At 63.3% G+C, this 20,061-nt stretch carries 19 protein-coding genes and 1 CRISPR repeat array (1 of these 20 running past the window's edge); of the genes, 2 read left to right on the top strand and 17 right to left on the bottom strand.

The annotated features are described in order from the left end of the window. Window positions 1–166: 166 nt before the first annotated feature. Entirely contained in the window at window positions 167–886 is a 720-nt protein-coding gene (locus JQN68_RS11485) for a uracil-DNA glycosylase (RefSeq protein ID WP_225072388.1), read from the bottom strand. A gap of 59 nt (window positions 887–945) precedes the next feature. On the opposite strand from JQN68_RS11485, the gene JQN68_RS11480 reads away from it, so the two are divergent. Further along, window positions 946–1,860, top strand: a complete 915-nt coding sequence (locus JQN68_RS11480; RefSeq protein WP_225072389.1) for a zinc dependent phospholipase C family protein — start codon at window positions 946–948, stop codon at window positions 1,858–1,860. Here the strand turns inward: JQN68_RS11480 and coaBC are convergent. The 16 genes from coaBC to JQN68_RS11400 all read right to left on the bottom strand — a co-directional run bounded on the left by coaBC (window position 1,854) and on the right by JQN68_RS11400 (window position 15,624). Then, window positions 1,854–3,083 carry a bifunctional phosphopantothenoylcysteine decarboxylase/phosphopantothenate--cysteine ligase CoaBC gene (gene coaBC / locus JQN68_RS11475; RefSeq protein ID WP_225072390.1) on the bottom strand — a complete coding sequence of 410 codons (1,230 nt, stop codon included), beginning with the start codon at window positions 3,081–3,083 and terminating at the stop codon, window positions 1,854–1,856. The genes JQN68_RS11480 and coaBC overlap by 7 nt on opposite strands. 10 nt (window positions 3,084–3,093) lie before the next feature. Then, window positions 3,094–3,735, bottom strand: coding sequence for an MBL fold metallo-hydrolase (locus tag JQN68_RS11470; protein WP_225072391.1), 642 nt, complete (start codon window positions 3,733–3,735; stop codon window positions 3,094–3,096). Continuing rightward, window positions 3,732–4,871 carry a 3'-5' exoribonuclease YhaM family protein gene (locus tag JQN68_RS11465; RefSeq protein ID WP_225072392.1) on the bottom strand — a complete coding sequence of 380 codons (1,140 nt, stop codon included), beginning with the start codon at window positions 4,869–4,871 and terminating at the stop codon, window positions 3,732–3,734. The genes JQN68_RS11470 and JQN68_RS11465 overlap by 4 nt, the downstream gene beginning before the upstream one ends. Further along, the gene (locus JQN68_RS11460) at window positions 4,868–6,460 is read right to left on the bottom strand and encodes an NAD(P)/FAD-dependent oxidoreductase (RefSeq protein WP_225072393.1); all 1,593 of its coding nucleotides are present in this window, start codon (window positions 6,458–6,460) and stop codon (window positions 4,868–4,870) included. Before JQN68_RS11460 ends, JQN68_RS11465 begins: the two co-directional genes overlap by 4 nt. An 84-nt stretch (window positions 6,461–6,544) precedes the next feature. Then, window positions 6,545–7,708: a hybrid sensor histidine kinase/response regulator gene (locus tag JQN68_RS11455; protein ID WP_225072394.1), complete on the bottom strand. Its 1,164-nt coding sequence runs from the start codon at window positions 7,706–7,708 to the stop codon at window positions 6,545–6,547. Between the two features lie 190 nt (window positions 7,709–7,898). Next, window positions 7,899–8,345 (bottom strand): universal stress protein, encoded by a 447-nt coding sequence (locus JQN68_RS11450; RefSeq protein WP_225072395.1) that lies wholly within the window; start codon window positions 8,343–8,345, stop codon window positions 7,899–7,901. A gap of 31 nt (window positions 8,346–8,376) precedes the next feature. Continuing rightward, the gene (locus JQN68_RS11445) at window positions 8,377–8,769 is read right to left on the bottom strand and encodes a response regulator (RefSeq protein WP_225072396.1); all 393 of its coding nucleotides are present in this window, start codon (window positions 8,767–8,769) and stop codon (window positions 8,377–8,379) included. 106 nt (window positions 8,770–8,875) lie between these two features. After that, window positions 8,876–9,715, bottom strand: coding sequence for a purine-nucleoside phosphorylase (locus JQN68_RS11440; protein WP_225072397.1), 840 nt, complete (start codon window positions 9,713–9,715; stop codon window positions 8,876–8,878). After that, the gene (locus JQN68_RS11435; RefSeq protein ID WP_249621198.1) at window positions 9,708–10,409 is read right to left on the bottom strand and encodes a helix-turn-helix domain-containing protein; all 702 of its coding nucleotides are present in this window, start codon (window positions 10,407–10,409) and stop codon (window positions 9,708–9,710) included. Before JQN68_RS11435 ends, JQN68_RS11440 begins: the two co-directional genes overlap by 8 nt. A gap of 3 nt (window positions 10,410–10,412) precedes the next feature. After that, window positions 10,413–11,168 carry a tetratricopeptide repeat protein gene (locus JQN68_RS11430; RefSeq protein ID WP_225072399.1) on the bottom strand — a complete coding sequence of 252 codons (756 nt, stop codon included), beginning with the start codon at window positions 11,166–11,168 and terminating at the stop codon, window positions 10,413–10,415. Between the two features lie 25 nt (window positions 11,169–11,193). Beyond that, window positions 11,194–12,057, bottom strand: coding sequence for an S-methyl-5'-thioadenosine phosphorylase (mtnP, locus tag JQN68_RS11425; protein WP_225072400.1), 864 nt, complete (start codon window positions 12,055–12,057; stop codon window positions 11,194–11,196). A 33-nt stretch (window positions 12,058–12,090) separates the two neighbouring features. Next, window positions 12,091–13,134, bottom strand: a complete 1,044-nt coding sequence (gene rlmN / locus JQN68_RS11420) for a dual-specificity RNA methyltransferase RlmN (protein ID WP_225072401.1) — start codon at window positions 13,132–13,134, stop codon at window positions 12,091–12,093. Window positions 13,135–13,244: 110 nt separating this feature from the next. Then, a complete protein-coding gene (gene ndk / locus JQN68_RS11415; RefSeq protein WP_225072402.1) occupies window positions 13,245–13,658 on the bottom strand; it encodes a nucleoside-diphosphate kinase in 414 nt (137 codons plus the stop codon). A gap of 21 nt (window positions 13,659–13,679) precedes the next feature. After that, a complete protein-coding gene (gene hisG / locus JQN68_RS11410; protein ID WP_225072403.1) occupies window positions 13,680–14,555 on the bottom strand; it encodes an ATP phosphoribosyltransferase in 876 nt (291 codons plus the stop codon). Next, window positions 14,552–14,959, bottom strand: a complete 408-nt coding sequence (gene hisI, locus JQN68_RS11405; protein WP_225072404.1) for a phosphoribosyl-AMP cyclohydrolase — start codon at window positions 14,957–14,959, stop codon at window positions 14,552–14,554. Before hisI ends, hisG begins: the two co-directional genes overlap by 4 nt. A 134-nt stretch (window positions 14,960–15,093) precedes the next feature. After that, window positions 15,094–15,624, bottom strand: a complete 531-nt coding sequence (locus JQN68_RS11400) for a ferritin family protein (protein ID WP_225072405.1) — start codon at window positions 15,622–15,624, stop codon at window positions 15,094–15,096. A gap of 839 nt (window positions 15,625–16,463) precedes the next feature. Between JQN68_RS11400 and JQN68_RS11395 the strand changes: the two genes are divergently transcribed. Beyond that, on the top strand, window positions 16,464–16,691 hold the full coding sequence (locus JQN68_RS11395) for a ribbon-helix-helix domain-containing protein (protein WP_249621196.1): 228 nt from the start codon (window positions 16,464–16,466) through the stop codon (window positions 16,689–16,691). A 109-nt stretch (window positions 16,692–16,800) separates the two neighbouring features. Further along, window positions 16,801–20,061: direct repeats of the CRISPR family, unit length 32 nt; unit sequence GTTTCAATCCACGCCCCCGCGCGGGGGGCGAC (it continues 3,848 nt past the right edge of the window).

The following is a 20,061-nucleotide window of genomic DNA, read 5'->3' as shown; positions in this document are numbered from 1 at the left end:
TTCGGTCCGCGAACTCCCCCAAAATAGAAGTGGTGGGCTTCAGTGACATTTTACGGCAAATTTCTCCTTCGGCCAGCCTTTCCGAAAATAAATCTCGGGCCGGGCCGGCCTGCTCATGGGCATGGCAGCGCCGGCGGGCCAATCCGGATCGCACTGCGTCGTTGCGTCAGCCATCACTCTGGCGCAGGCGCAGCATGACCTGCTTGAGATCCTCCCAAGCTTCCCGCTTGGCAGCCGGGTTGCGCAACAAAAACGCGGGATGATAGGTCGGCATCAGGGGCAGCCCCTGGTAACTGCGCCAGTGGCCCCGAAGACGGCTGACGGGGGCATCGTCCTGCAGCAGGGTCTGGGCGGCGAAGCGCCCCAGGGCCAGGATCACCCGGGGCCGGATGGCCGCCAATTGCCGCGCCAGGAACGGTTCACAGGCGGCGATTTCCGGGGGTGCGGGATCGCGGTTGCCCGGCGGCCGGCACTTGACGACATTGCAGATGTAGACCTCGTCCCGCGACAGCCCCATGGCAAACAGCATGCGATCCAGAAGCCGGCCGGCCTCGCCGACAAAAGGTATCCCCTGCAGGTCCTCTTCCCGACCGGGACCCTCCCCGACCAGGACCAGTCGCGCGGTGGCGGAGCCGCAGCCAAACACCAGCCGGGTACGACCCCGGGCCAGGGGGCAGCGTTGGCATTCCCCGAGATCGGTGCGAATCTCCTCCAGGGTTTCCGGACGGCACAGGTCCCCGCCTGATCCGTCCACCGGGCACAGGGGCAACTCCTCGGGCCGAGGCACCCGGCCCAGTTCATCCACCCCGAGATCCTGGAGTTCCTGCAGCAGACTGCGCATCTGGCCTGCAGCTTCCCGCCATTCGCGATATAATTTCTGCGGCATGTCTTTACTTTCACCCCTGGACGGCATTATTGTAGCAAAAACAATTTTTCATGGAGCCCATGCCTGTCATCCTAGCCATCCTGACCTTTTGCTCCCTGCTGCTGATACCTGGCGAGGCCTGGGCCTGGGGCATGGGCGTTCACGTCCAACTGGGTTCCCAAGTGCTGGCCAACCTGGATCAGCTGCCCGAGGCCACGCGGCTCCTGCTGGGTGCCTACCCCTTCGATTTTCTGTATGGCTGCATCAGCGCCGACATCATCGTCGGTAAACGTTTTACCCACTACCTCAAGCACTGCCACTCCTGGCAGGTGGGCGAGCAGGTGCTGGCGGCGGCCGGCAACGATGCCCAACGCGCCTGCGCCACGGGCTATCTGGCCCATCTGGCGGCGGATACCATCGCCCACTCCTATCTGATTCCCTTCAAGCTGGTGCGGACCTTCAATACCGTCATCCACGGCCATGCCTACTGGGAAATGCGTTTTGAAGCACGGGTCAAGGCCGAATCCTGGGACTTGATTCGGATCCTGTGCCGCAAGGACTTCCGCCAGCACGACCAACTGCTGCAAAGCACCCTGGCGCGGACCCTGTTTTCCTTCCGCACCAACAAGCGCGTCTTCAACAGCCTGTTGCTGCTCAGCCGCCTGGAACAGTGGCAGAAGATGCTGCGCTCCCTGGGGGTTCATTCCCGGTGGGCCATGGACGAAACCGATCAGGATGAATACCTGGAGTTGGCCGCCCAGGCCGTCGGCAGTGTCCTGAGCCAGGGCGAGGCCAGCCCCTTCCGCCGCGCCGATCCGGCCGGAGAACGGGCCCTGCTCGCGGCACGGGCCATCCGCAACAACCTGAACCTGCTTTGGCTGGACGGCAAACTGCCCGCGGACGAGGCGGAACGCCTCCTGCAGGAAGTCAAAGACCGTTTTCGGCAGAGCATCACCGCTCCGGAACACCTGCTGGAACTGCTCTCAGGTTATTGACCGGCGCAACCCGGTTCCGGCAGCGGCTCACCCCGGCGCAGGGCACGAATCCGATCCAGCAGGCGATGGGCCACCGCCAGCTTGTCCAGCAGCAACCACTCCTCTACCCGGCCACCGCGATACAGCAGGGTCACCCGGTTGGTGTCGACCTCGAAGCCGGCATCGGCGGCGGACACATCGTTGGCGACGATCAAATCGAGGTTCTTGGCCTCCAGCTTGCGCCGGGCATGCTCCAACACCTGCTCCGTTTCGGCGGCAAAGCCCACCAGCAGTCGCTGCGCCTTCTTGCCCCCCAATTCCGCCAGGATGTCGGGAGTCTGTTCCAGCTCCAGGGTCGTCCGGGAACCGACCCCCTTTTTTATTTTCTGCCCGGCGCGGCTCGCCGGGCGGTAATCCGCCACCGCCGCCGCTTTGACAATCACGCTGCTCTCGGCGAGGCGTTCCAGAACCGCCTGCCGCATCTGCTCGGCGCTGGTCACCCCACAGTATTCCACCCCCGCAGGCGGCTCGAGGGCCGTCGGACCGGACACCAGCAGCACCCGGGCGCCCCGCCGCCGGGCCGCGCGGGCGATGGCGTAGCCCATCTTGCCGGACGAATAATTACTGAGAAAGCGCACCGGATCCAGCTCTTCGCGGGTCGGCCCGGCGGTTATCAGCAGGGTTTCACCGGCCAGATCCTGGGGGCTGAGCAGGCGAACGCTTTCCTCGAAGATGGTCGCCGGCTCGGCCATCTTGCCCTGCCCTTCCCAACCGCAGGCCAGCAATCCGACCACGGGATCGACAAAATGGAACCCGGCGGCGGCCAGCCGGGCCTGGTTTTGCTGATAGAGGGGATTGGCCCACATGTTGCTGTTCATGGCCGGTGCCAGCAGCACCGGCGCCCGGGTGGCCAGGATGGTCGTGGTCAGCAGATCATCGGCCAGCCCGCCGGCAACCTTGCCCACCAGGTTGGCGGTGGCCGGGGCCACCACCAGCAGTTCCGCCCGGTCCGCCAGGGCGATATGACCGATATCCCGTTCCTGGATCAGGTTGAACAGCTCATAGTGGACCGGGTTGCCGGACAGGGTCTGAAAGGTCAGGGGCGTGACGAACTGGCGGGCGGCATCCGTCATCACCACCTGCACCTCGGCGCCGGCCTTGACGTACCATCGCACCAGTTCCGCCGCCCGGTAGGCGGCAATGCCGCCGGTCACGCCGAGTACGATCCGTCTGCCTGTCAGCATGCCGTCCTCCTCAGAGCAGGTGCCGCAAAAAGGGATTGCTGCGCCGCTCCTCGCCGATGGTGGTTTGGGGACCGTGGCCGGGATAGACCTCGATGGCGTCCGGCAGGACCAGCAACCGATCCCGCAAGCCGCACATGAGGGCATACTGGTCGCCGCCGGGCAGATCGGTTCGGCCGATGGAGCCGGCGAACAGCACATCGCCGGAGAACAGCCGCCCATCGAGCAGCAGGCAAACGCTGCCCGGGGAGTGCCCCGGCAGGTGAATGACCTGCAGACGCAGGGTACCGACCTCCAGGACCTCGCCGTCCTCCAGCAGCCGGGTCGGTTCCGGCGAAGCCGGAATCGGGGCACAGCCGAAGACCGCGGCATGCTCCGCGGCGCCGCGCAGCAGGGGCAGATCGGCGGGGTGCATCCAGAGTTCCGCGCCACCCTCCTCGACCAGGGCGCGGTTGCCGCCGACATGGTCGAAATGCCCATGGGTATTGATCACGGCCTTGAGGCGAAACCCCTTTTCCTGCAGCATGGCCAGGATCCGCCGGCCGTCGCCGCCGGGGTCGACAACCAGCGCCTCGCCGCTGGTCCGGCAGGCCAGCAGATAGCAATTGGCCCGCAACTCCCCCGTCATGATGCCTTGCAGCCACAGTTGGCTCATCGTTCCTCCTCGCGCCCGAACAGGTCCAGATTCTTGTCCCGCAACTGATCCCCCAAGGTGCCGAATCCGCGCCGCCGATCGGCCGGTTCCCGGCGTTTCTTGTCCACCGTTTCCCTTGCCATGACCGCACTGGCCGAGACCAATTCCGCCGCCGTTTCTTCAGGGACCCCTGCGGGATTATCCGAGGCCGGCGTTTCCTTGTAGAAATACCGATCGTAGATGCGATGATAACCGGTCCAGGCAGAGGTGTTGTCCGGTTCCCGACTGATGTGGGTCTGGACGCCGTTGATTTTGGAATCAAGATCGTCGACGTAGTTCAGAATCACCGCCTCCAGGGTTTTCGGCCGCTTCGGGGAGCCGAATTCATATTGCCCGTGGTGGGACAGCAGCAGATGTTTCAACAGGGTAGCCAGGGTCGACGGGAATTCCGGCAGCCGGGCCAATTGCCGTTCCAGCATCTCGACCCCGATGACGATATGGCCCAAAAGCTTGCCGGCGTCCGTATAGCCGAAGGTCCGCTCGTAACACAGTTCGCTGATCTTGCCCATGTCGTGCAGCAGGGCACCGGTCAGCAGCAGATCGCGATGGACCCCCGGATAACGGCGGCAGATGTCGTCGGCCAGACGGGCCACGGCCAGGGAATGCTCAAGCAGGCCGCCGAGATAGACGTGGTGAATGGCCTTGGCCGCCGGGGCCGCGGCATAGCCGGCGACAAACTCTTCGTCGCCCAGAAACGACTCCATCAGGGCGCGCAAAGGTGGATCGGTCATGGTAGCGACCAGTTGCCGCACCTCGTCCAGCATGATCTCCCGGCTGCGTTCCGCCACCGGCAGAAAATCGGCCAGGTCCACTTGGGCATCCTCGAGGCGCTCCAGGTCCTGCACCACCAACTGCATCTTGCCCAGATAGACGCTGGCTTTGCCCTGCACGCGAATGAAATCGTCCCGCTCGAAGCGGCCGCCCAATTCGTCGACCCGGTCCCATACCCGCCCTTCGATCTCTCCGGTCCGGTCCATGAGTTTGAGGGTCAGATAGGGCTTGCCGTTTTTGGCCATGGCCGTGATTTTATCCCGGACCAGAAAGGCATCGTCCAGCTGATCCCGTTCCCGGATCTGTTCCGCAAATTTCCGCTTCAATGGCTGCTCCTGCTTGGTTCAAGGCTTATGATGTGGTCCGCCGCCCGCAAGCCGTCCAGGGCGGCGCTCATGATGCCGCCGGCATAGCCGGCGCCTTCCCCGGCCGGATACAGACCGGCCAGGCTGACGGATTGCCCGTCGGCTCCGCGCAGAATGCGCAACGGCGCCGAAGTGCGTGTTTCGATGCCGATCAGGGTGGCCTCGGCGGTGATGAAGCCGCGCATGCGCCGTTCGAAATGGGGCAGAGCGCGCCGCAGTCCGGTGGCGACGAACGCCGGCAACACCTGGTCAAGATCGGCTTCCCGCACTCCCGGCCGACAGGTGGAGCGCACCGGACCCTGTCCGCGGCCGAGAAAGGCCAGCAGATTCTGGGCCGGCGCAAGATAATCGCCGCCGGCCGCCCGAAACGCCCGTTCTTCGTACCGGCGCTGAAAGCGGACGCCGGCCAGGGCATCGGCGGCGCCGAAATCCTCCGCCCGCACCGCCACCACCAGGGCGCTGTTGGAGAATTCGCCGGCCCGTCGCCAATGGCTCATGCCGTTGACCACCAGCCCGCCGGGCTCGGAGGAGGCCACCACCACTTCGCCGCCGGGACACATGCAGAAGGAATAGCAGCCGCGGCCGCCGTCCGGATCGTTCCAGGCCAGGGCATACTCGGCATGCGGCAACCTGGGATGCCGGGCCAGACCGTACTGGATGGTATTGATCCATTCCGCCGGATGCTCGACCCGCACCCCCATGGCGAAGGGTTTCGGCGCCAATTGAATCCCGGCGTCCTGGAGCATGGCATAGGTGTCGCGGGCGCTATGACCGCAGGCCAGCACCAAGGCCTCGCAAGGGCATTCCTCTCGCCCCTCCAGAACCCCGCCGGCGATCCGACCGTTGGCGACCAGCAGGCCGGTGAGCCGGGTTTCATAGCGGATGGTCACGCCCAGATCCAGCAGGGCCTGCCGAAATCGCAGCAGCACCAGGCGCAAGCGATCGCTGCCGACATGGGGCTTGGCCTGCTGCAGAATCTCCCCCGGCGCCCCGAACTCCACCAGGGTTTCCAAAACCGCCCGGGTCCAGGGATGATTGACGCGGGTCGTCAACTTGCCGTCGGAAAAGGTCCCGGCGCCGCCTTCGCCGAACTGGATGTTGCTGGCCGCGTCGAAGGCCCCGCCGGCCCGAAAGCGGCGCACGTCGCGCACCCGGTCCTCCACCGGTCGGCCCCTTTCCACCAGGGTTACCGCCGCGCCGGACCGGGCCAACTGCAGGGCGGCGAACAGGCCGGCCGGTCCCATGCCCACCACCAGGGTCCGCAGAGGCCGGATCCGCTGCGGCAGCCGCGGCGCCGGTTCCTCCTCCAGCCGTTGCAGGCGCGGGTTGTCCTGCCGGCGGGCCAGCAGACCGGCTTCATCCGCCACCCGGAAAGCCACGGAATAGACGCGCAGCACATGGGGCTTGCGACGCGCATCGATACCTTTGCGCAGGATCCGCAGCTCCAGAATCTCCGCGATGCCGATCCCCAACTGCTCCGCCACCTTGGCGGCAAGCCGGCCTTCATCTTCGTCGAGGGTCAAAGGAATTTCGCGTAATACCAGGGACATTGGGCCAGATCCGTATTTGCAGCGGCAGAGAACAGTCAGAAAAATGCGGGACGCAGGCACCCCGGCTCCTGCGCGGGCGATGGCTCACTCCAAGGGGAACTCCAGGTCGAACACGGTCCCTTCACCCGGAATACTGTTCACCTTGATGTGGCCGTTGTAGGTCTTCACGATGCGCAGCACCACGGACAGGCCGAAGCCCGTCCCCTTGGGTTTGGTGGTGAAAAAGGGATCGAAAATCTTGCGCAGGTTTTCCGCCGGAATGCCCCCGCCGGTATCGGACACGGTCACGAACACGCGAGAACCGTCGTGACGAACCCGGATGCCCAGGGTCCCGCCTTGCTGCATCTCATACAGAGAGTTGGCCAACAGATTGGTGAAAATCTGTTCCATTTCCGTGGCATCGGCCAGCAATGGCGGCGGAATCTGCTCATAAAGCTTTTCCAGCTGCACCCCGCTGGCCCGCAACTGGTCGCGAAATTTGCCCAGGGTCCGGTCGATGATCACCGGCAGGGAGACCGGCTCGGTTTTGATCCGGGGACGGTTGCTGGCATCCAGCAATTTGATGAGGATGGCATCGATACGGTCCACTTCCTTCAGCAATTTGTCCACGTAGCCGGATTTTTCCCCATCCCCGGCCAGGGCCGGCTTGAGAATCTGGGCGAATAAACCGATGGCATTGAGGGGATTGCGGATCTCATGGGCCATGCCGGCCGCGACATGACCGAGGGAGGCCAATTTTTCGGCCTGCAGGATTTCCGTGTGCGCCAGTTCCAATTCCCGCGATTTTTCGGCGACGCGGCGCTCCAGTTCCAGGTTCCAGCCTTCAATCTCCATCAGCAGGCGTTCCCGCTCTTCCCGCAGGTCGCGGTTGTGGATCTCGATACGGCGGATGCGCAGGACATTGTCGATGCGTTCCATGAGATCCTTGTTTTTGAAGGGCTTGAGGATGTAATCGGCGGCCCCCGCCTTCATGACATCGACGGCAATCTGTTCGCTGCCCTTGCCGGTCAGCATCACCACGTAGGTATCGGGGAATTCCTCACGCAACCGCTGCAGGGTGGCCATGCCGTCCATGCCCGGCATCATGTAGTCGAGAAGCACCAGGGCCGGGCTGTAACGGGCCACCGTCGCCAGGCAATCGGTACCGCTTTCGGCGGTCAGCACTTCATGGCCACGACTGGCCAGCACCATGCTGGCCAGTTCGAGGATGATGGGTTCGTCATCCACCACCAGAATACGGTCCGCCATTCCCAACTCCTGTCCGGAAAAAAACAAACGGCACTATCCGTGCCGTTCAGCATAACCTTGCTGCCGCGAGCCATGCAAGGCGTATTTGAGAGTGCCTCAGGGGTTCAGTGCACCAAAATTCCCCAGGGGGCCCGGCAACCGGCCCCCCTGGGGAATCCATGCTTCGGTTCAGACGGTCAACGACCGGAAATCAGTCCCGGGCCCGTACGGTCATGACCGGAATGGGAGACTTGCGCACCACCTTCTCCGCGGTACTGCCGAACAGCACGTGATCCAATCCGCTGCGGCCATGGGTGCCCATGATGATCAGATCCGCCGACAGTTCCAGCGCCTTCTTGATAACCTCGTCGTAGGGTACCCCGGGCACGATAAAGGTCATCACCGGCTCATAATCACGCACATGGCTGCGGCAGAAGCGATCCATCATCTTGCGGGCGCCTTCCTCGATTTCCTCCTCAAGGGATTCGAAAGAGATATGCGGCACATAAAAACCGCGCAGGTCCACCGGCTCGTTGATGACGTGAATGATGGCCAGCAGGGCTTCGAACTTCTTGGCCAAGGCCAGGGCATATTCGAAGGCGTATTCCGAATTGTCCGAAAAGTCCGTAGCAAAAAGAATGGTTTTAAAGTCTTTCATCGATCCTCCCTCAAAACGAATGGAACGGGTATCAATTGGCCTTGGCGGTACGGCCTTCATTGAACATCTTGCTCATCACCCACTTCAGCTCTTCCACCCTGACCGGTTTGTGAATGTACTCGAAAGCACCGAGATGGATGGCTTCCAGGTAGGATTCAATGCCGCCGTGGGCGGTAACCATAATCACCCGGGTACTGGGGTAGCGCCGGTTGAGTTCCCGCAGAAACGCCAGACCGTTCATCTGCGGCATCTTGATATCGCTGATCACCACGTTGACCCGATGGCGCCGCAGGAATTCCAGGGCCTCGAGCCCATTGGCCACGCTGTCCACCTGGTAGCCTTCCTGCTGCAAGATAACCCGCAACGCCAGGCGGGCATTTTCCTCATCGTCAACCACCAGTATTTTCGGTACTTTATGCCCCATGGGGCACCCCCTCAGCTGAATTTGCTTCAAGCATACCATCGCCCTTTGCCCTGTCAAGCTTGAGCCGATTCGCAGGTGGGGTGATTTTTTATGCAATTTCAATTAGTTAACAATCAGGACCGGTCCTCTGCCAGAGGCGGCAGAGCTCACGGATCAGCTCCGCCAGCCCCATGCCGCCGTCCCGCGCCGCCGCCAGTACTTCCTCATGGCTGAGGGGTCCGCCGGCCAGGCCGGCCGCCCGGTTGGCAATGAAGCTCAGTCCGGCTACCTCCATGCCCAGATACCGGCCCAGGATCGCTTCGCTGACGGTGGACATGCCGACCGCCGCAGCTCCCAGCAGGCGCAGGGCCCGCACCTCGGCCGGTGTTTCGTAGCTGGGGCCCGGCACCGCCGCCAGCACTCCGGACCGCAGCGGAATGCCGGCGCGGACGGCGAAAGCGGACAGCTCCGGCCAAAAGCGGCGGGCGTAGAGGGTGCTGAGATCGAGGAAGGTGTTTTCCCTCAGGCCGCGCAGGGGATTGTCGCCCAGCAGGTTGAGGTGGTCCTCGATAAACAGGAAGTGGCCGGGAACCAGTTCCGGATCGATGCCGCCGGCGGCATTGGTCAGCAATAGCCGACGGCAGCCGAGGCGATGGGCGATGCGTACCGGCAGCCCCGCCTGCAGGGCGGTGAGCCCCTGGTAAAGATGGAAGCGCCCGGCAAAGACCAGCACCCGCAAGTCGTCCAGGCGACCGACCACCAGTCGGCCGGCGTGACCGGCAACGGCGAGGGGCGGAAAACAGTCGTAATCGGCGTAGGCCAGAACCGCCGCCGTCTCCACCTGGTCGGCCAGGGCACCAAGCCCGGAGCCGAGGATGATGGCCAGCTCAAAGGGTTCGGAACCGGCCGCCGCGTTGATGGCCGTCAGCAGCGGCGTCACTTCCGACGGGGCCATACCGTCATTCACGCGGCTCACTGCCCGATTCGACCGCCCCCGGGACGGGCAGGACGGAAGGCGTCTCTGCCAGGGCCGTGTCGTTCCGACCCTCGCCGGTAGCCGGCGGCAGGCGCGAGCCGGCCGTGGCGGCCGGCACGGTGGGACGGCGTACCGGCCGGGACGGTGGCATGGTTCGGGGCGGCGTCGTCGGTGGCGGCTCCTCCACCAAAGCCACCCGGGGCAGCGGTAAATCCGCCGGATTCGCCGCGGCCTCATCAATCGGAGCCTGCACCGGCACCGCCTCCTCTCCTCGGTGGGTCAGCCACCAGCTCAGCACCAGGATGGCCGCCAGCAACAGCAATGCCACGCCAAAGCGGCGACTGACCATCCCGCGCCGTCGCCCCGGTCGGGTCCGTTGCAACTCGAGGAGCCCCACATCCCGGGTCGGCTTCACCTCCCCGCCACGCTGCCGGTATTGCCGGGCCAAAGCCTCGGCATCCAAGCCCAGCAGACGAGCGTAGGTCTTGAGAAAACCGAGGACGTAGGCATCGCCGCCCGGCAGTTCCCCCACCCGCTCCGCCTCCAAAGCCTCGATAAAGGGCTTGCGGATGCGGGTCCGTTCGGCGACCTGTTCAAGTGTCAGTCCCAATTCCCGCCGTCCGGCCTGCAACTGCTCGCCGAAACCGGAAGTTTCGCCGGATTTCCATGGCTCGAAGTTATCCATACCTCACCGCAACACTTTCAGATATTGGTCCGCCCGCCGCGCCAGTTCCGTGTCCGGCACCAACTGCCGCACCCGATCGAAGAACTCCGCGGCCAGTTCCGGCTGGCCGTCTTCCATGTAGATCATGCCCAGTTGAAAATGGCCGCGGGCCAGATTGGGGGCTCGCTCCAGAGCCTGTTCCAGGGCGACAATGGCCCGCGCATCGTCATCCAGGGCGCGATGCGCCTCGGCGGTCCGCAGATAGGCTTCCAGGTAGCGGGGATTCTTGTCGAGGGCCTGGCGGTAGGCGCCGAGAGCGCCAAGGTGGTCGCCCTGCATGGCGCGAGCGATGCCGATGCCGGTCAGGGCCGCCTCGGGACGGGTAAAGGTCAGCGTCGCGGCGGCCTTCTCAAAAAACGGCAGGGCCTGTTCCGGACGCTTCATGTCCAGAAACAGGCTGCCCAGGTTGTTTTCCAGGGTCGGGTCGTTGGGGCGCAACTGCAAGGCCCGCCGGTAATGACGTTCGGCCTCCTGGAACGCGCCCTTGAGCTGATAGGCCTGTCCCAGCCCGGCCTGGATGTCGGCATGGTTCGGGTTGAGGGCCGCGGCCTTGAGAAATTCATCCAGGGCCCGGGTCGGATTCTCCTCCTGCAGATAGGCCACCCCCAGCAGATAATGAACCTCGGCCTGGCTGCCGCGCGGCGTGGGCGCGGCGCAACCGGCGGCAAGCAGCGTCATCAGCAAAACGATGAACATGGAACGGTGCAGAGTCCTGACCATGGAACCTCCCGACACGCAAAACGGCTCAGAAATATTTATCCAGCAACAGGGCCAGCTGTTCCCGGGTCGCAGGCGGAATGCGGGCCGGATCCGTCATCACCGCATACCGCAGCGCGGAACCGCAAGCACAGCCCGGGTCAGAGTCCAGGCGCAGGGCGGCGGCGCGAAGGATGCGCCGGGCCAGGGCCACGTTCTGCCGGACGATGGCCATCACCGCCTCCACCGTCACATCGTCATGTCCCTCATACCAGCAGTCGTAGTCCGTGGCCAGGGCCAGGGTCGCGTAACAGATTTCCGCCTCGCGCGCCAATCGCGCCTCGGGCAGATTGGTCATGCCGATGACATCCACGCCCCAGTTGCGGTAGAGGCGGGATTCCGCCCGGGTGGAAAAGTTGGGTCCTTCGATGCACAGATAGGTACCGCCCCGGTGCACCGTGGCGCCGACCTCCCCGGCCGCCTCGGCCAGCACTCCGGACAGATCCGGGCAGACCGGATCGGCAAAGGCGACATGGCCGACGATGCCGTTGCCGAAAAAGGTCGAGGCACGTTTGCCCTGGGTGCGATCGATAAACTGGTCGGGGATGACCATGTGCCCCGGTTCGATGGCTTCACGCATGCTGCCCACCGCCGAAACGGAGAGGATCCGGTCCACGCCCAGCTGTTTCATGCCATGGATGTTGGCCCGATAGGGGACCTCGGATGGCAGCAGCCGGTGACCGCGCCCGTGCCGCGGCAGAAACACCATGCGCCGGCCCTCCAGCACACCGGTCACGAAAGCGTCGGACGGTGCGCCAAAAGGGGTTTCCAGGACCACTTCCCGCACTTCGGTCAGCCCCTCCATTTCATACAGACCGCTGCCGCCGATCACGCCGATTGCCGATGCTGTCATGCCTGCCGTCCTCCCTCGCAGTAAGATTTCAGATCAAAGTTGGGCCGCCTCGTCCATGCGCCCCTTCAGCTGTCCGCAGGCGGCCGAAATGTCCCGCCCCTTGCTGGCCCGGCGCACGGCCACCAGGCCGTGATCCAACAGCAGGGTCTGAAACGCCTCCAGACGCTCCGGGGTCGGCGCCCGGAAGGCGGCACCGGGATGCTCGTTGAAGGCGATGAGATTGACCTTGGCCTTGACCCCGTGCAGCAGTTTGACCAGCCGCCGCGCATCCTGATCGCTGTCGTTGACGTCGCGAATCAGAATATATTCAAAGGTGATGCGCTGTCGCGGCGCCAGGGGATATTGGCGGCAGGCGGCCATGAGCCGGGCCAGGGGATAGCGGCGATTGACGGGCATCAACCGATCGCGCACCGCGTCGGTGGTGGCATTCAGGGACACCGCCAGATTGACCCGCACCCGCCGCCCCAATTCCAGCATTTCGGGCACCAACCCGGCCGTGGACAGGGTCACCTTGCGCGGACTGAAGTTGAAACCCTGCGGTTCGTAGAGAATCTCCAGGGCCTGGACGACGTTGTCGAGATTGTCCAGGGGCTCGCCCATACCCATCAGAACGATGTTGTTGATGGGCGCGTCGCGCAGGCCGGCACAAACCTGGTTGACGATTTCCGCGGCCGTCAGGTTGCGCACCAGGCCGAAGGTGCCGGTCAGACAGAACGCGCAGGCCATGGCGCAGCCGACCTGGGTGGAGATGCACAGGGTGGCGCGCTCCTCCTCCATGGGGATGCGCACCGCCTCCACCGTTTCGCCGTCTTCGAGGCGAAACAGATACTTGCGGGTGCCGTCGGCGCTCTGCTCCACCACCTCCGGCACCAGCTCGGAGATGCGCGCGCGGGCCGCCAGTTCCTCCCGCAGGCCCTTGGCCAAATCCGTCATGGCATTGAAATCGCTCACCCCGCGCGGATAGATCCAGCGCAGAATCTGGCCGGCGCGGAAGCGCTCCTTGCCGATCCCGGCCAGGAACTCCACCATTTGCGGCAGGGTCAGGGATTTCAAATCGATGCGTTGGTCGTCTGTCATGCCGCTCCGCGGCGCCATCGGACGCCGATTCATGAAAAAAGAAAAGCCCCCCGGATTGTATCGGAAGGGCTCCCGGGTTACAAGACCCAAGGCAAATTGCCTGGATGAAACTACAACAGTTCCAGGCCGGAAAAGAAGAAGCCGATCTCAAAGGCGGCCGTATCGTCGGCATCCGAGCCGTGCACCGCGTTACGCCCCAGGGAGGTGCCGAATTCCTGCCGCAGACTCCCGGGCGCGGCATCGGCCGGATTGGTGGCGCCCATCAACCGCCGCCACCCGGAGATGGCCTCGGTTGCCTCGAGGGCCATGACCACGCACGGCCCGCTGCTCATGAAACCGGTCAGATCGTCGAAAAAACCCTTGCCGCGATGCACGTGGTAGAAGGCCCCGGCCTGCTCGGCGCTCAGGGTCAGCTTCTTCAGCCCGACGATGCGAAAGCCCTCGGCGGTGATGCGGGCCAGAATCGGACCGGCATGGCCGGCGGCAAAAGCGTCGGGCTTGATGATACCCAGGGTACGTTGCATGCTGCCCTTTCCTTTCCTCCCTCAGATGATCTTGCTGAGGGGATATTCGATAATGCCCTGGGCGCCGAGTTTCACCAGCTCCGGCACGATGCGGCGTACCTCGCCTTCGTGCAGTACGGTCTCGATGGACACCCAGTCCGACTGGTAGAGATGCGCCACCGTCGGGCGGTTGAGACTCGGCAGGATGCCGGTAATCGCTTCGACCCGCTCATGGGGCGCGTTCATCTTCAGGCCAACCATCTTCTCGGCCCGCAGGGCCGCCTGCAACAGGGTATTGAGCTGTTCGATCTTGCGTCGCTTCCAGGGATCCTGCCAGGCCTGGCGGTTGACCAGCACCACCGGGGTGGACTCCATCAGGGTCTCGACGATGCGCAGACCGTTGGCCTTGATGGTCGAACCGGTCTCCGTCACCTCGACGATGGCGTCGCACAGCCCCTCCACCACCTTGGCCTCCGTCGCTCCCCAGGAGAACTCCACCTCCACCGGCACGTTGCGCTCGGCGAAATAGCGGCGGGTAAAACCGACCAGTTCCGTGGAAATGGTCTTGCCGGCCAGATCCTCCGGCTTCTGCACCGGCGAATCCTGGGTCACCACCAGCACCCAGCGGGCCGGCCGCCGGGAAACCTTGGAATAGACCAGATCGCTGATGATCTCCACGTCGCTGTCGTTTTCCATCACCCAGTCGCGACCGGCGATGCCGACATCGATGGTGCCGCGCTCGACGTACTTGCTCATCTCCTGGCTGCGGATCAGGCTGCAGGCCATCTCCTCGTCGTCAATGGCCGGAAAGTAGTTGCGCGACGACAGGCGGATGGTCCAGCCCGCCTGGCGAAACAGTTCCACGGTGGCGTTTTCCAGGCTGCCCTTGGGGATGCCGAGTTTGAGTAGCTGACTCATTTCTTGTACACCTCGTCCGGATCGAACAGCGGTTCGGAGTGTTCCACCCACTGGCCGTCCTCCCAGCGCACGTAAAAACAGGTGCGATTGCCCGTATGGCAGGCGGCGCCGCCGTTCTGGCGCACCTTGATGACCACCGTGTCGGCATCGCAGTCGGTCAGCACCTCCATGACATCCTGGGTGTTGCCGGACTGTTCGCCCTTCATCCAGTATTTGTTGCGGCTGCGGCTGAAAAACCAGGTCTTGCCGGTTTCCAGGGTCAGGTTGAGGGCTTTTTCATCGAAAAAGGCCACCATCAGCACTTCGTTGGTCTGGTAATCCTGAATCACCGCGGGAATCAGACCACCCATCTTATCGAAATCGATCTTGATCATGGTTTGCCGTCGCGCCTCCGTCCTTGGCATAGGGGTGAATAAAACCCCTTTCTCATACACTGCGGCGCCGCAAAATGTCAACCATTTGCGCTGGTTTTGGAAGGGAATATCCCGGCCGGAGAAAACCGGGAAGCAGGCTGCGCACCCCAATCCAAAAGGCGTGTTCAGGAAAGCCGGTTCAATACCCGGCCATCATCCGGGCGAGCGCCGCCATGTCCATCTGAACAGGTTGCGGGCAGAGCCGCCAAGGATTTTTGGAGCATCTCGACATGCTGCCGATCAGCGGCCATCATGGCCTCGAAGAGACTGGAGCAGGATTTGTCCTTGAAGGTCGCAGCGGTGTCGAGATGAAACTGGCAAAATATGGTTTCGCAGTGAAGGGAAATTTCCAGCGCACGCCGGCAATCGGGCGGATCCTGGCGCATTTTGGCCATAATGTCGCGCACATAGGTCAGATGCCGCTCCACTTCCCGGGCGGTAATTTTCAAATCCCGGATCAGCGGCACGAACCGCTTGGCCGCGAGCCTGATTTGAGCTTCATGGTTGATTTCTTCGGCCGCCGTTTTCCGAAACAGCCCGGCCAGCTCCGGCTGGTCGGGACACAACGCCGCGAAGAACTCATACATTTCCGCCATGGCCTTTTCAATATCGGCGCAGCGTTCCAGGGTGTTTACCAGAGCCATATCGATGGCCATTGTTTTTCCTCGCTTTGCGTGATCCGGCGGTGCCGTGGTTGATTTCCGGTCCCCAAACTTGCGTTATTCGTCGCGCAAATTACAACAAATACAGAGAAAAGGAAATGGGTAGATGGTCAGGGCGGACACGTGGGTCAGGGCGGACACGTGGGTCCGCCCCTACGGGGTCATTTCCGTCACGGGCAGGGCGCACACGTGGGTCCGCCCCTACGAATGATTGGCCGGGTTTTCCCGGTCCGTCTCCGACCGGGCCGGATTGTTTTCAATATATCTGCGGGCACGGTCCAATTCATCGTCATTGCGGATGATGCGTTCGTCATCATTGCGCTGCCACAACCGTCCGGCGAATGGTGGCCAGCGGTCTGTTTTGACGGCACGGATGTTCGCACTGGTGGTTATAATGCCCCGTAGGGGCGGACCCGCGTGTCCGCCCTGACTTTGAATTGAACGCCAATAATTTAGGCGGGCATGATACAGATCAGGGCGGGCATGATACAGATCAGGGCGGGCATGATACAGATCAGGGCGGACACATGGGTCCGCCCCTACGATCTATATTCTCCCGTGGGAATGGTTGGGCATGCTTGTTCTAGTGATGGGAGGGGATAGAAATGGAGGTTTTTCCCCGCCTGAGGAAGGAACACCGGCAGAGGTGGATGGCCCGATTCAATTACGCTTATATTCTTCCACATCTGGGAGCCTCTGTTCTCTGCCGCTAGCACCAGCTCCTTTTGACGGTTAATGTTGTTATGGGTTCCTGTTGACAGCCACTTAGGTATGACCTATCGTCATCCCTACTCCACACCACGATGAAACTCCTTCCGACATGAGGGACGAACATGCCAAAAATCAAAATTGCCGTCACTCTTGACAAAAGAATTCTGGAGGAGGTCGATCAGCTGGTGGCCAGAAATATATGGCCGAGTCGCAACCAAATGATTGAAGAGGCTCTTCAGGAGAAACTGGCAGGCATAACCCGCAACAGACTGGCCCGTGAATGCTCCAAACTCGATCCCGGTTTCGAAAAAATCCTGGCCGAAGGAGGCATGCGGGGAGAAGATTGGTGATGGCCTCGAATATTGACAAACCAAGCGCAGGTAAATTACTGGGTTTCAATCCAATCTTCCGCACAAGGTGCGACCGATGGAAACGGTCATCATGATTGCGGGATAAAAAATTTCAATCCACGCCCCCACGCGGGGGGCGACCCAAATCCTGCTCGGCCTTGGCCTTGCGGTAGTTGTTTCAATCCACGCCCCCGCGCGGGGGGCGACTGCTCGAGAGTTTGCCAAGAAAGAATTCGGGGAGTTTCAATCCACGCCCCCGCGCGGGGGGCGACGTCACAGACGGCCTTGTGCGCGTCGATTTCGGCGTTTCAATCCACGCCCCCGCGCGGGGGGCGACTCGGATGCAGGTCGATCCGATGATGTTCATGCAGTTTCAATCCACGCCCCCGCGCGGGGGGCGACCGTGCGCGAGGTGCGCCTGAATTACGCTCGCGGTGTTTCAATCCACGCCCCCGCGCGGGGGGCGACAGCACAGCCGAAGTGTTGGACGCGGTGGAAGTGGAAGTTTCAATCCACGCCCCCGCGCGGGGGGCGACACCTGGAGGCCGCATGATTGAAAAAGTCAAGGTGTTTCAATCCACGCCCCCGCGCGGGGGGCGACACTTCCTCCGCAGGGGGCGCAGCTTCCGGGGCCTGGTTTCAATCCACGCCCCCGCGCGGGGGGCGACCCATGCTCCCCTGCACCTGTGACACAACCGGAAAAGTTTCAATCCACGCCCCCGCGCGGGGGGCGACGTGCCCGAATGTGTACCCGCGTGTACCCAAGGTGTTTCAATCCACGCCCCCGCGCGGGGGGCGACTAAAGTGCTATAATAGAGTTTGGAGGTGCCAACATGTTTCAATCCACGCCCCCGCGCGGGGGGCGACTCCGATGATTTAATAGCGGGTTTTTCGGCTTTGCGTTTCAATCCACGCCCCCGCGCGGGGGGCGACACGCTGATCTCAAGGCTTTTTGGGGCCGTTGCCGTGTTTCAATCCACGCCCCCGCGCGGGGGGCGACGCAACGATATGGGAAAATCAGCGGCACAAATGGAGTTTCAATCCACGCCCCCGCGCGGGGGGCGACCAATCAATTCAATCAATTCAATCAGTCAATCAAGGTTTCAATCCACGCCCCCGCGCGGGGGGCGACTCAGTATTCAGGTTACTCTCAATAGGAGTATAGATGTTTCAATCCACGCCCCCGCGCGGGGGGCGACCTTTTGGTTTTCCGATACCAAAACGACTGGTATCGGTTTCAATCCACGCCCCCGCGCGGGGGGCGACCAGATCCATCTGGCGTCCAAATTGCAATCAATCGTTTCAATCCACGCCCCCGCGCGGGGGGCGACTGATTTTGATTCTGACAAAGGATCAGAGTTTATTGTTTCAATCCACGCCCCCGCGCGGGGGGCGACGATTTTGATTCTGACAAAGGATCGGAATTCATCGTTTCAATCCACGCCCCCGCGCGGGGGGCGACCATGTCTGAAAATGAAAGGCTTATGCTTTATATGTTTCAATCCACGCCCCCGCGCGGGGGGCGACATTGTGTTTTGGCAATCCTGATCGGCTGGCATGTTTCAATCCACGCCCCCGCGCGGGGGGCGACGGGTTTTGATTCGGCGGGCTTGATTGTGGGAGAGGTTTCAATCCACGCCCCCGCGCGGGGGGCGACGGCATATTACAATCAGTAATCTAATCGGATATTGTTTCAATCCACGCCCCCGCGCGGGGGGCGACCTTGAGGCGTTCTGGGCTGCAATTGAGTCTAGCGTTTCAATCCACGCCCCCGCGCGGGGGGCGACGCAGGGCGGCGCGAGAAGCGCTATAGCTGGCGGTGTTTCAATCCACGCCCCCGCGCGGGGGGCGACGGCCCAGAGGTCCAGCCCTCAACGGTTACTGGGTGTTTCAATCCACGCCCCCGCGCGGGGGGCGACGGCTGGTCGATAATGTCGTCTTGTCCGATAATATGTTTCAATCCACGCCCCCGCGCGGGGGGCGACTGCTGATGGTTGGGTTGCCGGTGGCGTTTTTGACGTTTCAATCCACGCCCCCGCGCGGGGGGCGACGCCGTCGGGGTTGCACACCCGGTCGGCCTCGACGTTTCAATCCACGCCCCCGCGCGGGGGGCGACTTACCACTACGGCGCCGCCGCCGATCGCGCCAAGTTTCAATCCACGCCCCCGCGCGGGGGGCGACGTATGGTTGTTCGTGCGAGTCCTCTCCTGCTGTGTTTCAATCCACGCCCCCGCGCGGGGGGCGACATCCTGCGGGCTGTAGCGATGCAGGGCGCTCATGGTTTCAATCCACGCCCCCGCGCGGGGGGCGACCGCAATGCTGGCAGAAATCGGTGGCCACGGTGGTGTTTCAATCCACGCCCCCGCGCGGGGGGCGACAAAGGTCACCGCCAAGCGCTTCACGAGCTTGGAGTTTCAATCCACGCCCCCGCGCGGGGGGCGACTTCTCCCCCTTTCGCATCTGCGCCGCCTCTGCCGGGTTTCAATCCACGCCCCCGCGCGGGGGGCGACCAAAATACTTACGCTCATTCCCTCACCTCGCTTTGTTTCAATCCACGCCCCCGCGCGGGGGGCGACCCTGCTGGCCCTGGCGCCGCGCTCCTGGTGGGAGTTTCAATCCACGCCCCCGCGCGGGGGGCGACCCGACATCGACCCCGAATTTTTCAGCTTCGAACTTGTTTCAATCCACGCCCCCGCGCGGGGGGCGACGATAATATCCCCGATTTTCCCCGCCGCGAAATACAGTGTTTCAATCCACGCCCCCGCGCGGGGGGCGACCTGCTGCGTGACGATGTTGAACACGACCGGATAGGAGTTTCAATCCACGCCCCCGCGCGGGGGGCGACGCTGCGGCAGGGTTTCGGAGACATCCAGATGCACGTTTCAATCCACGCCCCCGCGCGGGGGGCGACCCGGTGCACTTTGTACCCCGCAGCGACGATTGGGGTTTCAATCCACGCCCCCGCGCGGGGGGCGACGGCCCAGCCGGTGCCCCAGCCGCGATAGTCGATGCGTTTCAATCCACGCCCCCGCGCGGGGGGCGACGTGAACTGGCGCACGATGCGCGCCGCCAGGTCGCTGTTTCAATCCACGCCCCCGCGCGGGGGGCGACCCCTCGACGTGCTGCGCTATCACGGGAGCTGACATGTTTCAATCCACGCCCCCGCGCGGGGGGCGACCCGGTACCAGGGCCAACGCCAGGATGATCGTGGTGTTTCAATCCACGCCCCCGCGCGGGGGGCGACACGCGTCAAAATAGTGCCACCGCCGATCGGGATCGTTTCAATCCACGCCCCCGCGCGGGGGGCGACCGCCGAAGCTGTCGCCGAGGGGCATTGCGTCGGGTTTCAATCCACGCCCCCGCGCGGGGG

This window comes from Desulfuromonas sp. CSMB_57 (assembly GCF_020194955.2).
GTDB lineage: Bacteria > Desulfobacterota > Desulfuromonadia > Desulfuromonadales > Syntrophotaleaceae > JAFCIY02.
The sequence above is the reverse complement of the archived record's forward strand: the minus strand, read 5'-3'. Positions and strand labels throughout refer to the sequence as shown.